Origin of the sequence: Prauserella rugosa (assembly GCF_000719975.1) — a bacterium.
In the GTDB taxonomy this organism is placed as follows: Bacteria; Actinomycetota; Actinomycetes; order Mycobacteriales; family Pseudonocardiaceae; genus Prauserella; species Prauserella rugosa.
On record NZ_JOIJ01000018.1, the window covers coordinates 24,731 to 37,648 of the forward strand.

A 12,918-nucleotide genomic window follows, 5' to 3' on the forward strand; every position below is an offset into this window, starting at 1 on the left:
GGTTCACGCGGGGCGGCGGTCTCCCTGGGTGCACAGCGCCACGAGGCCCGTCGCCGCCGCGAGGAGCCCAGCGGTGACCACGAGCGTCGGGGCGAAACCGCCGACCACGGCCACGAGCTGGGGACCCACGCTCGCGCCGAGGAACAGGGACGCGGTGTACAACGCGGTCGCCGCACCCACCGATTCGCCCGCGTGGGCGTGGATCGCCGCGACGAGGCCCGGCGATCCGACGGCGATGCCGCCGACGAACACCAGCAGCACCGCGGCCAACCCCACAACGCTGCCGCCCGCCACGGGCAGCAGCAGCGCGGCGATCGCCGACACCGCCAGCGACACCATCGCCCGCACGCGAGGCGCCACCCCGGCGAGTACGCGCGTCAGCAACGGCGCCAGCACGACCGCAGGCAACGCGCTCGCCCGCAACGCCAGCATCGCGCCCGGACTGCTCACCGCGTCGGGCCCGGCGAGTTCGACCACCGTGTAGACGATGACGAACGCGCCCAGCAGCGCGGCGGTCGCGAGGTACAGCCCGAGCAGCCGCGGACGGGTGAGCAGCTTCGGCACCGCAGCGAGCGCAGCCACGACCGAGTCGGCCCGCGGCGTGGCAGCCAGCGCGTCCGGCCGCAGCACCACCGTCACGACTGCGATGAGCAGCACGAACGCCCCGCTGGAGGCGAGGAACACCGCACGCCAGCCCACCGGCGCCAGCACCTGCGCGGCGACCTGCAACACGACCGCCGACGCGATGCCGGCGCTGGCCAGCGCGCTGAACGCCACGGGACGGCGCCCCGGCTCGAGGTGTCCGGTGACGTAGGCGAACCCCGTGGGCACGAGCATCGCGACCGCCATTCCCTGCACGCAGCGCAACGCCACGGCCGCGGGCAACGACGTCGCGAGCGGGACCGCGGCCGTCGTCACGGCCGCCGCGACGAGTCCGGCGAGGATCACGCGGCGTGGGCCGAACCGGTCGGCGAGCGGGCCTGCGACCAGGAAGCTCAGCGCGAACGCGAGGCTGAACGCCGTCGACATCCACGTCGCCGCCGAGGTGGACGTGCCGAATTCGGCGGCGATCGCGGGCAGCAGCGGAATGACGGCGTAGGTCTGTCCGACACCCACCACAGCGCTGGTCACCAAGGTCGCGAGGGTGCTCGCGGGCGATGCCCAGACGTGCGCGGTGCCGCGGGTGGAGAGATCCGTGGCGGTCATGCCTCCATGGTGTCCAACCAACTAGTTGGATTTCAACCGGCCGGTTGGCCACCTGGTAGACATGGACGGCATGAGCAGCACCCGCCAACGACTCCTCGATGCCGCCCGCGACGAGTTCGCCGCACACGGGATCGCCGGCGCGCGCGTCGACGCCATCGCGGCACGCGCAGGCGTCAACAAAGAGCGGATCTACGGCTACTTCGGCAGCAAGGAGAAGCTGTTCGACGCCGTGATCACCGAGGCGAAGGCCGAGCACGCCAGGGGTATCGGACTGCCCGAGGGCGACCTGGCCGAGTACGTCGGCAGGCTCTACGACTACCACCGCGAGCACCCGCTGCTGCTCCGGCTGCTGCTGTGGGAGTCACTGCACTACGACGACCGGCCCGTGCCGGACGCCGACCGCCGCGCGCAGGGCTACGACGACAAGGTCGCCGCGCTCGCCGAGGCACTCGGTACCGACGTGGACCGGGAGACCGCCGCCACCCTGTTCACATTGCTCGGCCTCGCCGCCTGGCCCCACACGCTCCCCCAACTCGCCGGCTTCCTCGTACCCACAGGAAGTGACGCAGGAGACGGCAGGGCCCGTGACGACGAGGAGCACCACGCGATCCTCCGCGCCCACACGGTCGCCTTCGCCCGCCGCGCGCTCAGCGGCCGAGGGTGACGCCGAGCGCAGGCCGGCGTCCCCCGCTGGGTGTCAGAGCTGCGGGAGTCAGGCTGCGGGGGTCAGAGCTGCCGGCGCGCCATGTTCTCCAGGCGGCGGATGCGGTCCTCGATCGGCGGGTGACTCGAGAACATCCGCGACATGCGCTCGCCGGGCCGGAACGGGTTCGCGATCATCAGGTGCGACTGCGACACGACCTTGGGGTCCGGGGCCAGCGGAGCGGAGCTGGTGCCCCGTTCGAGCTTGCGCAGCGCCGACGCCAGCGCCAGCGGGTCGCCCGTGAGCTCGGCGCCGGACTGGTCGGCCTGATACTCGCGCGACCTGCTCACGCTCATCTTGATGATGCCGGCCGCGACCGGCCCGAGCAGCGCCAACAGGATCATCGCGATCGGGTTGCCGCCGCCCTCACGGTTGCCGCCGAACATGCCCGCGAACATCGCCATGTTGGCCAGGAAGCTCACCACGCTGGCCAGCGCGCCCGCGACCGACGAGATGAGGATGTCGCGGTTGTAGACGTGCGCCAGCTCGTGACCGAGGACAGCCCGCAGCTCGCGCTCGTCGAGGATCTCCAGGATCCCCGTGGTGCAGCACACCGCGGCGTTGCGCGGATTGCGCCCGGTGGCGAACGCGTTGGGTGCCCTGGTCGGGCTGACGTACAACCGGGGCATGGGCTGACGCGCCGACGTCGCCAGCTCCCGCACGATGCGGTACATCGCGGGCTGCTGCGCCTGCGACACGGGCTGGGCCCGCATGGCACGCAACGCCAGTTTGTCGGAGTTGAAGTAGGCGTAGCCGTTCATCGCGAGCGCGATCAGCAGGCCGATGATCAGGGCGCCCCTGCCGAACAGGCCACTGATCCCGATGATGAGCGCACTCATCAGCCCCAGCAGCAGCGCTGTCTTGAGACCGTTGTGGTGCTTGTGCACCAGCTCACCCTCCTCCCGCCTCGGGATCCGAAATCGGCTTGCACCCGGGCCAACGCTCAGGGCCCGGCCGAAGTTCCTGCGTAGCGCCGTGCGAGTCTACTTCGGACGTTCGAGGTGGGCGTGTAGCACACCACACCCACGCCCGGTTTCGCAGCGGCGTAGAGTAGAGTTCGTCGCACCGAAACTTCGGGGGTGGCCATGGAAATCGCGGGCGCCGAGCCCACGCGCGCCGAGCGTCGCCGACGCGCCAGGCGCCGCGATCGGCGTGCGCTCGTCGCCCTCGGTGTGGTGTTCGTCCTGGCGATCTCGAGCGCCGTCGGCTACGCGCTCCAACCGGTGACGTCGGACAACGCGAAGCTGCGCCTGGTGACCACGACGACGTTCCTCGACGACACGGTCTCGCGCATCGGCGGCGACGACGTCGACACCGTCCGGCTCATGGGGCCCGGCGTCGATCCGCACCTGTACCAGGCCAGGGCCGGTGATCTGCGGGAGATGCGACGGGCCGACTCGGTCGTGGCCGTCGGGTTGTACCTGGAGGGTGCGCTGGAGCAGACCCTCACCGACATCGCGCGCACGAAGCCGGTGCTGTTCGCCGGTGAGGCCGTGCCGCACGACCGGCTGCTGCGGCCCGCCGCGGGTTCGGCACCCGAGGAGGAGTTCGACCCGCACATCTGGCACGACCCGCACCGCTGGGTACACGTCGTCGATGCCGTCACCCAGCATCTCGCCGCGCTGGATCCCGCCCACGCCGACGACTACCGGCGCCGCGGCGCCGCGTACCGCGGCGAGGTGCTGCGCGCCGCCGACGACGTCCAGGCGGTGATCGACCGCATCCCCGAACGCAGACGCACCCTGGTGACCTCGCACGACGCGTTCCGCTACTTCGGCGACGCGTTCGGGCTGGAGGTCGTGGCGATCCAGGGGATGTCGACCCAGCAGGAGGCGACGACGGCGGACGTCTCCCGCGTGGCCGAGCTGCTGGCACGCGAGCACGTGCCCGCCGTGTTCCTGGAGACGAGCGTGTCGCCACAGACGGTCGAGTCGATGCTGGCCGCGGCGCGGCAGCGGGGCGGCGACGTGCGGGTCGGCGGGGAGCTGTACTCCGATTCGACCGGTTCCGACGGCAGTTATGTCGGAATGCTGCGCGCCAACGCGGCGGTGCTCGAGGAGGGACTGGGATGACCGACGACGCACTCTTCTCCGCGGAGGAGGCCGAAGACACCGACGACGCACGTTCTCCCGCGGAGGAGGCCGAAAACACCGACGACGCACGTTCTCCCGCTGAGGAGGCCGATGCCGGCACTCGGGCGGAGGCGGCGCTGCGGTTGGAGGGGGTGAGCGCCTCCTACGGTGGCCGTCCGGTGTTGACGGGCGTGGATGTCACGATTCCGGCGGGCGTGCTGAGCGCGGTGGTGGGCCCGAACGGTGCGGGCAAGTCGACGTTGGTCAAAGCCGCGCTGGGGCTGGTGCCGTCGGTGCGGGGCAGGGTCCGCTGGCTGGGTGAGCCGTTGCGACGGGTGCGCCGGCGGGTGGCGTACGTGCCGCAGCAGGACAGCGTCGCGAAGGATTTCCCGATCACGGCCGTGCAGGTCGTGGAGATGGGGCGGTATCCGCATCGGGGTTGGCTGCGCAGGTTGACGCGCGAGGACGACGAGGTGGTCGCGGGTGCGATGGAGCAGGTGGGGGTCGCGGATCTGGCCGACCGGCCGATCGACGAGCTCTCGGGTGGTCAGCGTCAGCGGGTGTTCCTGGCACGGGCGTTGGCCCAACGTGCAGATCTGATCGTGCTGGACGAGCCGTTCACGGCCGTCGACGCGCGCACCGAGGCGATGCTGTTGGAGATCCTCACCGGCCTCTGCCGCGGCGGTGCGTCGGTGATCGCGGTGCACCACGATCTACGGGACGTGCTCGAGCATTTCGATCACGCCGTGCTCATGGCGGGCACGGTCGTGGCCGCGGGTGCGCCGGACGAGGTCCTCACCACCGAGCATCTCGAACGCGCCTACGGCATGGCTCCGCTGGCGGTGCGATGACGGGCGTGCTCGGAGGACTGCTCGACGCGCTGCCACTGTCCTATGCGGACGCCGTGGTGGTGGTCGGCACGGCGGTGGTCGGCTTCGTCGCGGGACTGCTCGGCCCGTTGGCGGTGCTGCGGCAGCGCAGCATGTTCGGCGATGCGATGAGCCACGGCACGCTGGCGGGTGTCGCCGTGGCCTTCCTGGTCACCGGGGCGAAGGTGCCCGAGCTGTTGCTGCTGGGCGCCGCGGTGTCGGCGGCCGTCGCGGCGTTCGCGATGATCGCGCTCGAGCGCACGGGACGGCTGCGTTCGGACGCGGCCATCGGGGTTGTGCTTTCGGTGTCGTTGACGTTGGGCATCGTGCTGCTGACCGGGATCTCCGGCTCGGGCAACGCCAGCCAGGCCGGCCTGGACGAGTACCTGCTGGGCCAGACCGCGGGCATGGTGGAGCGCGACATCGTGGTGGCGCTGGCACTGGCGAGCGTCGCGGTCGTGGCGGTCGGGCTGGGGTTCCGTTTGTTGCGCTCGGCGACGTTCGACCCGGGGTTCACCGCGGTCGCGGGGGTCCGCACGTGGGTGGTGGACGCGGCGAGCACGGGATTGCTGGCGCTGGCCGTCGTGCTGGGCGTACGGACGGTGGGCGCGATCCTGATGGTCGCCCTGCTGGTGGCACCGGTGGTCGCGGCGCGGCAGGTGACGTCCACGTTGGCGGTGTTGATGCCACTGTCCGGTCTCGTGGGGGCGGCCAGCGGGGCGGTCGGCGGTCTCGTGGCAGGCCGCGCCGAGCTGCCAGCCGGTCCGGTGATCGTGCTGCTGGCGACCGGACTCGCGGTGCTGTCGGTCGTGTTCGCGCCGCGGCGGGGTGTCGTGGCGAAGCTGGCGAGGGGGCGCGCCCGTGTCTCCCGATGACGTGATGATCGTCGTGATCGCCGGCCTGCTGTCGACGTCGTGCGCGGTGCTCGGCGGATTCCTCGTGCTGCGCGGCCAGGCGCTGCTGCCGGACGCCGTCAGCCACGCGGTCCTGCCCGGCATTGTGCTGATCTTCCTGCTCACCGGGGAGCGCGCGACACTGTGGACGGTCGTCGGGGCAACGGCGTTCGGCGTGCTGTGCGTACTCGGATCGGACTGGCTGCGGCGCACCGGCGTCGTCGAATCCGACGCCGCGTTGGCGCTCGTGTTCCCCGCGTTGTTCTCGTTGGGAATCCTCGGGATCAGCAGATTCGCCTCGGGGGCGCACATCGATCTGGACTCGGCGATCTACGGCGATCTGACGTTCGCCCCGCTGCGGACCGTGTCGCTGTTCGGGGCAGACGTGCCGCAGTCGCTGGTGGTGACCGGCCTGGCGACCGTCGCCGTCGTGGCGCTCGTGGTCGTGCTGTGGCGGCCGTTGCAGGCGGCTGCGTTCGACCCGGCGTTCGCGGAGTTGGCGGGTCTACGGGGCAGGCTGATCGGCCAGGTGCTGCTGGTCGCGGTGGCGGGGCTGGCCGTCGTGGCGTTCGACAGTGTCGGGGCGATCCTGGTGATCACGTTCTTCGTGGTGCCCGCGTCGACGGCACGGCTGCTCACCGCGCGCCTTGGCACGATGCTGGTCGTGGCTGCGTTGTGCGGGTGGGTCGCGTCGATCGCCGGGCACACGGTCGCCGTGTCGGCCGACACGTCCATCCCCGGCACGATCGGCCTGGCCAGCGGCGCGCTGTTCGTGCTCGCCCTCCTGTTCGCACCCCGCCGAGGCCTCCTCACCCGCCGCCGCGCCACCCCCTAGCACCCCGTGTTGCACCTCCAGGGGCCCGTGTTGCGGATCTGGGGGCGCGTGTCGTGGATTCGGGGGCTTGTGTCGCGGACTCAGGGGCGCGTGTCGCACCGCGAGGGAGCCCGTGTTGCGTGCTCGGGAACGCGTGTTGCGGATTCGGGAGCCCGTGTTGTGACCCCGGGACCCCCGTTGACGGCGAGATGTCCTTCGTGGACAGTGCGCGTATGTTGCACATCGGAACGGTGGTCATGGGGGCCGCCGACGTCCGGCGAGCGGCCACGTTCTGGGCGGCCGCGCTCGACTACGTACCTCGCGACGGCGCTCTCAACGACGACTTCGTAGTGCTCGTGCCGCACCGGGGACACGGCCCCGGCGTGGCGATCGACTCGAGTGAGTCTCCGGTGCAACAACATCCTCGCGTCCACCTCGACCTCTACGCCGCCGACGCACAGGACCAGGAAGCCGAAGTCGCCCGGCTCGTGTCCCTGGGTGCTACGCGGGTCGACTGGGACCTCTACCCCGCCGACCCGGACTTCGTGGTGCTCGCCGACACCGAGGGCAACCGCTTCTGCGTCATCGACACGTCGCACGGCGGTTAGCTCCGGCACCGCCTACCTCGCGCTCACACGTCGCACCGCGGCGCGGGGACGCAGCGCCGTAGCGTCCCCCGATCCGCAACACGGCCCCCGGCCGACGCAACACGCGCCCCCGAAAGCGCAACACGCGTTCCCGAAGTGGTTACTTTCGGATCTCCAGGGTGCAGCACTTCGGGCCGCCGCCTGCCTTGCGGAGTTCCGAGATGTCGACGAACCGCACCTCGTAACCACGCTCGGCGATCCGGCCTGCCAGTCCGGTCGACTCGGTCTCGACGGGCAGGACGACGTGCCTGCCGTCGGAGACGCCGTTCAGCCCGAAGCACTCGGCGTCGGCCGCGTTGGCGATCACCGCGTCGGGGAACAGCCGCCGCAGCACGCGTTGCGACCCCGGCGAGAACGCCTCCGGGTAGTAGGCGACCTGCGCGCGCATCGCCTCCTGCTCGGGCTGCAGCACGAACAGGGCCGTGTCGAGGTGGTAGTAGCGCTCGTCGACCAGGTGCAGCGACACCACGGGCACGCCCAGCGTCTCCTGCGCCTCCGCGTGCGCACCGGGGTCGGTGCGGAAACCCGTGCCCGCGAGCAGCAGCCCGCCCGTCCAGGCGAAGTCGCCCTCGGCCTCGTTGATCTGACGCGGCATGGTCACGTCGCGGAATCCGTGCTCGACGAACCAGCGCCGGAAGTGCTCGGCCTCGGCGGCACGCTGCGGGGCACGGAACCGCGACCCCAGCACCCTGCCGTCGACCACGGTGCCCGAGTTGGCCGCGAACACCATGTCCGGCAGTCCCGGCTGCGGCGGTACCTCGTCGACCGTGTGGCCGAGTTCGCGGTAGAGATCGCGCAACGTCGTCCACTGCCGCATGGCCAGCTCGACGTCGACGGGACGGCTGGGGTCCATCCACGGGTTGATCGAGTACTCCACGGCGAAATGCCGCGGCGGGCACATCAGGTAGTGGCGGGGCGTGGGGATCCGTACGGGCAGCGCGTGGGTGTCCGTCATAGTTCGAATGTAGAACCAGCCGGGCGCGCAAACAATCGACCATGGTTGCGCATCAGTGTGCTAATCATTGCGTGTGAACACTCTGGATCAGCGAATCGTTTCCTGCCTGGTCGCGAACGCACGCGCGAGCTACGCGGAGATCGGCAAGGTGGTCGGTCTGTCGGCACCCGCGGTCAAGCGCAGGGTCGACCGGCTGCTCGACGACGGCGTCCTCAAGGGCTTCACCGCGGTGGTCGATCCGGAGGCGCTCGGCTGGGGAACCGAGGCGTTCGTCGAGGTGCACTGTCAGGGCAACGTGTCCCCCGCGCGCATCCGGGCGCATCTCGAGCCCGTGCCCGAGGTCGTCGCCGCCTACACTGTGTCCGGTGCGGCCGACGCGATCGTGCACCTGCGGGCCGGCGACATCCACCATCTGGAATCGGCACTCGAACGACTGCGCGGGCTGGAGATCATCGACCGCACGGTGTCCACGGTCGTGCTCTCCACACTGCTGGAACGTTCGCCCGACCCCGGCGAATGAGGCCCGTGTTCCCAGCGCGTGGGAGATCGACGGCGCCCCCGTCGCGAGTGAGGTAAGCCAAATCACACCCCAACACTCGCCCTGAAAACAACAAGTAACCTCGAAGTATTGCGCGCTGGGCGCGCTAGTCGTGAGAGAGGGATTTCCTGGCCCATGAGCACGAGTGCGAACGGCAGCGCCACCGACGGGGCAGGCGCGCTGTCGGCGACCCGTCCGACGGAGGTCAACCAGCTCGACCGCGTGGTCATCCGATTCGCCGGCGACTCCGGTGACGGCATGCAGCTGACCGGCGACCGGTTCACGTCGGAAGCGGCCGCATTCGGGAACGATCTGGCGACTCTGCCGAACTTCCCCGCCGAGATCCGCGCACCTCAGGGCACCATCCCCGGCGTCTCCAGCTTCCAGGTGCACTTCGCCGACTACGACATCCTCACTCCCGGCGACCGCCCCGACGTCCTCGTGGCGATGAACCCGGCTGCGTTGAAGGCCAACGTCGGTGACGTGCCCCAGGGCGGCACGATCATCGTCAACACCGACGAGTTCGGCAAGCGCAACCTGACGAAGGTCGGCTACGAGTCGAACCCGCTCGAGGACGACTCGCTGTCGGCCTTCGAGGTCCACGAGGTCGCCATGTCGACCCTGACGCAGGGCGCGCTGGAGAACACCGGCCTCGGCAAGAAGGACGCCGAGCGCTGCAAGAACATGTTCGCGCTGGGTCTGCTGTCGTGGATGTACCACCGGCCGACCGAGGGCACCGAGCAGTTCCTGCGCGAGAAGTTCGCGAAGAAGCCGGAGATCGCCGACGCGAACATCCTGGCGTTCCGCGCGGGCTGGTACTACGGCGAGACGACCGAGGCCTTCGGCACGACGTTCGAGGTCGCCCCCGCGAAGCTGCCCGCGGGCACCTACCGCCAGATCACGGGCAACACCGCGTTGGCCTACGGCATCGTGGCGGCGGGACAGCAGGCGAAGCTGCCGGTACTGCTGGGCACCTACCCGATCACCCCAGCCTCGGACGTGCTGCACGAACTGTCGAAGCACAAGAACTTCGGCATCACCACGTTCCAGGCCGAGGACGAGATCGCCGGTGTCGGTGCCGCACTCGGCGCCAGCTACGGCGGCGCGCTCGGGGTGACCTCGACGTCCGGCCCGGGTATCGCGCTGAAGGCCGAGACGATCGGGCTCGGCGTGATGACCGAGCTGCCGCTCGTGGTGATCGACGTGCAGCGCGGCGGCCCCTCGACGGGTCTGCCGACGAAGACCGAGCAGGCCGACCTGTTGCAGGCCTACTTCGGCCGCAACAGTGAGTCGCCGGTGCCGATCGTCGCCCCGGCCACGCCCGCCGACTGCTTCGACATCGCGCTGGAGGCCACGCGGATCGCGCTGAAGTACCGCACGCCGGTGCTGCTGCTGTCCGACGGCGCGGTCGCCAACGGTTCGGAGCCGTGGCTCATCCCGGACGTGTCGACGCTGCCCGACCTGTCCGTGGAGTTCGCGTCCGAGCCGAACGCTCCCGACGGTTCCGGTGAGCACTGGCCGTACGTGCGTGATCCGGAGACGCTCGCGCGTGAGTGGGCGATTCCCGGCACGCCGGGTCTGCAGCACCGCATCGGTGGTCTGGAGAAGGCCGACGGCAAGGGCAACATCTCCTACGACCCGGACAACCACGACCACATGGTCCGGTTGCGCCAGGCGAAGATCGACGGCATCGACGTGCCCGACATCGAGGTCGACGATCCTGCCCCGAGCGGCCTCGGGGGAACCGCCAGCGGCGGCAAGGCCCGCGTGCTGGTGCTGGGCTGGGGTTCGACGTACGGCCCGATCGGCGCCGCCGCACGCCGGGTGCGCAAGAAGGGCATGGCGGTCGCGCAGGCCCACCTGCGTCACCTCAACCCGCTGCCCGCGAACCTCGGCGAGGTGCTGGCCTCGTACGACCGCGTGGTCGTGCCGGAGATGAACCTGGGCCAGCTGGCGATGCTGCTGCGTGCCAAGTACCTGACCGACGTCCAGTCCTACACCAAGGTCGCCGGACTGCCCTTCAAGGCCGAGGAGCTCGAGGGCGTCTTCACCGACATCATCAGGGAGGTCACGTCAGAATGACCTACGACGTACTCGTTCCCGTGGAGGCGGCAGTATGACAGCCACCGATCTGGGCCTGCCCACCATGGGCGGTCTCGACCTGGTCCCCACGACCGACGAGCCGCAGAAGGCCAAGGAGTACAAGTCCGACCAGGAAGTGCGCTGGTGCCCGGGCTGCGGCGACTACGTCGTGCTGAACACGATCCAGTCGTTCCTGCCGACGTTGGGCCTCAAGCGCGAGAACATCGTGTTCATCTCGGGTATCGGCTGCTCGAGCCGGTTCCCGTACTACATGAACACCTACGGCATGCACTCGATCCACGGCCGCGCGCCGTCGATCGCGACGGGGCTGGCGACGACGCGTCCGGACCTGTCGGTGTGGGTGGTCACCGGTGACGGCGACGCGCTGTCCATCGGCGGCAACCACCTGATCCACGCGTTGCGGCGGAACGTGAACCTGAAGATCCTGCTGTTCAACAACCGGATCTACGGCCTGACGAAGGGTCAGTACTCGCCGACGTCGGAGCCGGGCAAGGTCACCAAGTCGACCCCGATGGGGTCGCTGGACACGCCGTTCAACCCGGTGTCGCTGGCGCTGGGTGCGGAGGCGACGTTCGTGGGCAGGGCGTTGGACTCGGACAAGAAGGGTCTGACGGAGGTGCTCACGGCGGCGGCCCAGCACCGGGGCAGCGCGGTCGTGGAGATCTACCAGAACTGCCCGATCTTCAACGACGGCGCGTTCGACGTGCTGAAGGACTCCGACGAGGCCGCGCAGCGGATCATTCCGCTGACGCCGGGTGAGCCGATCCGGTTCGGCCCCGAGGGCGAGCTCGGCGTGACGTCGACCGGCTACGGCGGGTTCGAGGTCGGCAAGGTGGCCGACATCGGTGAGGACAACCTGGTGGTGCACGATCCGTCCATCGAGGACACGGCGTACGGGTTCGCGTTGTCGCGCATCGGCGACCAGAACCTGTCGCTCACCCCGACCGGGATCTTCCGCCAGGTCGCCAGGCCGACCTACGACGACCAGGCACGTGCCCAGGTCGAGCAGGCCCAGCAGGCCAACCCGGGTGATCTGCAGGCCCTGCTGACCGGCAAGGACACCTGGACGGTCGAGTAACCCCGGCCTCGGGTTCAAAGCTCCCAAGGGCCCCATAGTTGCGTTGAACGCAACCATGGGGCCCTTGGGCGCATTAGCCGAGGGGGCGGAAGCCGACGCGTTCGGCGTCGGCCGGGCTGCGGAACCACACCTCGGCGACCATGCGCGGGTACTGCGGCGACGCCTCGGTGACGTACCGCAATGCCGTCACGCTGGCCTTCACGGTGAACTCCGGCGACGGGCTGGCCCCGCCGGGCAGCGGCATCGCCGATCCGGGGCCGAACGGTCCGGCCTGCTGGTCCTCGCCCTCGTCGGCCGGTGCGGTGGCCTGCGGCTCGTCGCCACGGACGGCAGCGTGCTCCTCGGGGACCTCGTCCTCGTCGAGTGATCCGTGCCTGCCGTTCGTCGGCACCTGCCCGGCCGGGGTGACGAACTGCGTCATCTCCGACCGCGCGCCGGTCGGCTGGTCGGCTGCCGGGGACGCCTCGCCCTGAGCCGGTTCCGCCGTCGGACCGCCACCGCCCTGTGCGGACTCGGCGGGCTCGAACAGCGACCCGCTCTGCACGTCCGGGGCCGGTTCCCTGCGGGTGATGGCCCGCATCGACGGCTGGATGGGCTTCGGCGCGTCGAATCCGCCCGGCGGACGCTGTCGCGGCGTCCGCTTGGGCAGGACGTTCGTCGACTCGACGGCGTCCTCGTCGGGTCCGTCCGCGGGTCCGCCGCCGAACGCATAGGCGGGCGGGTCGGACGGCAGTGCGCCCTGCGAGTCCTGGCCCGTTTGTGCCGGGTCGGCCGGAGCCGTGCCGGGGGCCGGGTCGGTGCGCTCGCCGGATTCGGCGGGCTCGTCGCTGTCGTCGTCGACGGCTCCGGGTTCGAACAGGCTGCCGGGCCGCTTCTGCGGAGGGCCGTCGCGGCGCGTCTCCTGCTCGGGCTCCGGCTCCGACTGAGGAGCCGGCGAGGTCTGGGGCGCAGGCGACGTCGCGGACGGCCCGCCTGCTCCGATCGCGTCGGCGCCACCCACCGGAAGTTCGGTGGTGGCCTCGAACGAGGTCACCGGGGTG

General features: G+C 70.4%; 12 protein-coding genes and 1 pseudogene. 9 read left to right on the forward strand and 4 right to left on the reverse strand.

The window, feature by feature from the left end:
- Positions 1-3 precede the first annotated feature (3 nt).
- Positions 4-1,206, reverse strand: coding sequence for an MFS transporter (locus IF64_RS0120560; protein ID WP_051758032.1), 1,203 nt, complete (start codon positions 1,204-1,206; stop codon positions 4-6).
- 70 nt (positions 1,207-1,276) lie between these two features.
- Here IF64_RS0120560 and IF64_RS0120565 point away from each other — a divergent pair, with 70 nt between their 5' ends.
- Positions 1,277-1,870, forward strand: a complete 594-nt coding sequence (locus IF64_RS0120565) for a TetR/AcrR family transcriptional regulator (RefSeq protein ID WP_030533788.1) — start codon at positions 1,277-1,279, stop codon at positions 1,868-1,870.
- A 62-nt stretch (positions 1,871-1,932) separates the two neighbouring features.
- On the opposite strand, the gene htpX is transcribed toward IF64_RS0120565, so the two are convergent.
- Positions 1,933-2,796: a zinc metalloprotease HtpX gene (gene htpX, locus IF64_RS0120570; RefSeq protein WP_030533789.1), complete on the reverse strand. Its 864-nt coding sequence runs from the start codon at positions 2,794-2,796 to the stop codon at positions 1,933-1,935.
- Between the two features lie 198 nt (positions 2,797-2,994).
- Between htpX and IF64_RS0120575 the strand changes: the two genes are divergently transcribed.
- The 5 genes from IF64_RS0120575 (at position 2,995) to IF64_RS0120595 (ending at position 7,165) form a co-directional block, all read left to right on the forward strand.
- Positions 2,995-3,981 carry a metal ABC transporter solute-binding protein, Zn/Mn family gene (locus IF64_RS0120575; RefSeq protein WP_030533790.1) on the forward strand — a complete coding sequence of 329 codons (987 nt, stop codon included), beginning with the start codon at positions 2,995-2,997 and terminating at the stop codon, positions 3,979-3,981.
- Positions 3,978-4,832 carry a metal ABC transporter ATP-binding protein gene (locus tag IF64_RS0120580; protein ID WP_084705991.1) on the forward strand — a complete coding sequence of 285 codons (855 nt, stop codon included), beginning with the start codon at positions 3,978-3,980 and terminating at the stop codon, positions 4,830-4,832. The genes IF64_RS0120575 and IF64_RS0120580 overlap by 4 nt, the downstream gene beginning before the upstream one ends.
- Positions 4,829-5,725: a metal ABC transporter permease gene (locus IF64_RS0120585; protein WP_030533792.1), complete on the forward strand. Its 897-nt coding sequence runs from the start codon at positions 4,829-4,831 to the stop codon at positions 5,723-5,725. The genes IF64_RS0120580 and IF64_RS0120585 overlap by 4 nt, the downstream gene beginning before the upstream one ends.
- The gene (locus tag IF64_RS0120590) at positions 5,712-6,578 is read left to right on the forward strand and encodes a metal ABC transporter permease (protein ID WP_030533793.1); all 867 of its coding nucleotides are present in this window, start codon (positions 5,712-5,714) and stop codon (positions 6,576-6,578) included. Before IF64_RS0120585 ends, IF64_RS0120590 begins: the two co-directional genes overlap by 14 nt.
- A 212-nt stretch (positions 6,579-6,790) precedes the next feature.
- On the forward strand, positions 6,791-7,165 hold the full coding sequence (locus IF64_RS0120595) for a VOC family protein (RefSeq protein WP_030533794.1): 375 nt from the start codon (positions 6,791-6,793) through the stop codon (positions 7,163-7,165).
- A gap of 139 nt (positions 7,166-7,304) precedes the next feature.
- Here the strand turns inward: IF64_RS0120595 and ddaH are convergent, their stop codons facing one another.
- Positions 7,305-8,159 carry a dimethylargininase gene (gene ddaH, locus IF64_RS0120600; RefSeq protein ID WP_030533795.1) on the reverse strand — a complete coding sequence of 285 codons (855 nt, stop codon included), beginning with the start codon at positions 8,157-8,159 and terminating at the stop codon, positions 7,305-7,307.
- Positions 8,160-8,232: 73 nt separating this feature from the next.
- Between ddaH and IF64_RS0120605 the strand changes: the two genes are divergently transcribed.
- The 3 genes from IF64_RS0120605 to IF64_RS0120615 all read left to right on the forward strand — a co-directional run bounded on the left by IF64_RS0120605 (position 8,233) and on the right by IF64_RS0120615 (position 11,878).
- Positions 8,233-8,679: an Lrp/AsnC family transcriptional regulator gene (locus tag IF64_RS0120605; RefSeq protein ID WP_030533796.1), complete on the forward strand. Its 447-nt coding sequence runs from the start codon at positions 8,233-8,235 to the stop codon at positions 8,677-8,679.
- Between the two features lie 153 nt (positions 8,680-8,832).
- Positions 8,833-10,779 carry a 2-oxoacid:acceptor oxidoreductase subunit alpha gene (locus tag IF64_RS0120610; protein WP_030533797.1) on the forward strand — a complete coding sequence of 649 codons (1,947 nt, stop codon included), beginning with the start codon at positions 8,833-8,835 and terminating at the stop codon, positions 10,777-10,779.
- A 34-nt stretch (positions 10,780-10,813) separates the two neighbouring features.
- Positions 10,814-11,878 (forward strand): 2-oxoacid:ferredoxin oxidoreductase subunit beta, encoded by a 1,065-nt coding sequence (locus IF64_RS0120615; protein WP_030533798.1) that lies wholly within the window; start codon positions 10,814-10,816, stop codon positions 11,876-11,878.
- A gap of 73 nt (positions 11,879-11,951) precedes the next feature.
- Here IF64_RS0120615 and IF64_RS28270 read toward each other — a convergent pair.
- Positions 11,952-12,149: pseudogene (locus IF64_RS28270) on the reverse strand (sunset domain-containing protein); the annotation flags it as partial.
- Between the last annotated feature and the right edge of the window lie 769 nt (positions 12,150-12,918).

Bases quoted from the DNA above. Each gene is read 5' to 3' on its own strand.
- IF64_RS0120560 (WP_051758032.1), bottom strand. From the start codon at position 1,206: ATGACCGCCACGGATCTCTCCACCCGCGGCACCGCGCACGTCTGGGCA.
- IF64_RS0120565 (WP_030533788.1), top strand. From the start codon at position 1,277: ATGAGCAGCACCCGCCAACGACTCCTCGATGCCGCCCGCGACGAGTTC.
- IF64_RS0120575 (WP_030533790.1), top strand. From the start codon at position 2,995: ATGGAAATCGCGGGCGCCGAGCCCACGCGCGCCGAGCGTCGCCGACGC.
- IF64_RS0120580 (WP_084705991.1), top strand. From the start codon at position 3,978: ATGACCGACGACGCACTCTTCTCCGCGGAGGAGGCCGAAGACACCGAC.
- IF64_RS0120585 (WP_030533792.1), top strand. From the start codon at position 4,829: ATGACGGGCGTGCTCGGAGGACTGCTCGACGCGCTGCCACTGTCCTAT.
- IF64_RS0120595 (WP_030533794.1), top strand. From the start codon at position 6,791: ATGTTGCACATCGGAACGGTGGTCATGGGGGCCGCCGACGTCCGGCGA.
- ddaH (WP_030533795.1), bottom strand. From the start codon at position 8,159: ATGACGGACACCCACGCGCTGCCCGTACGGATCCCCACGCCCCGCCAC.
- IF64_RS0120610 (WP_030533797.1), top strand. From the start codon at position 8,833: ATGAGCACGAGTGCGAACGGCAGCGCCACCGACGGGGCAGGCGCGCTG.
- IF64_RS0120615 (WP_030533798.1), top strand. From the start codon at position 10,814: ATGACAGCCACCGATCTGGGCCTGCCCACCATGGGCGGTCTCGACCTG.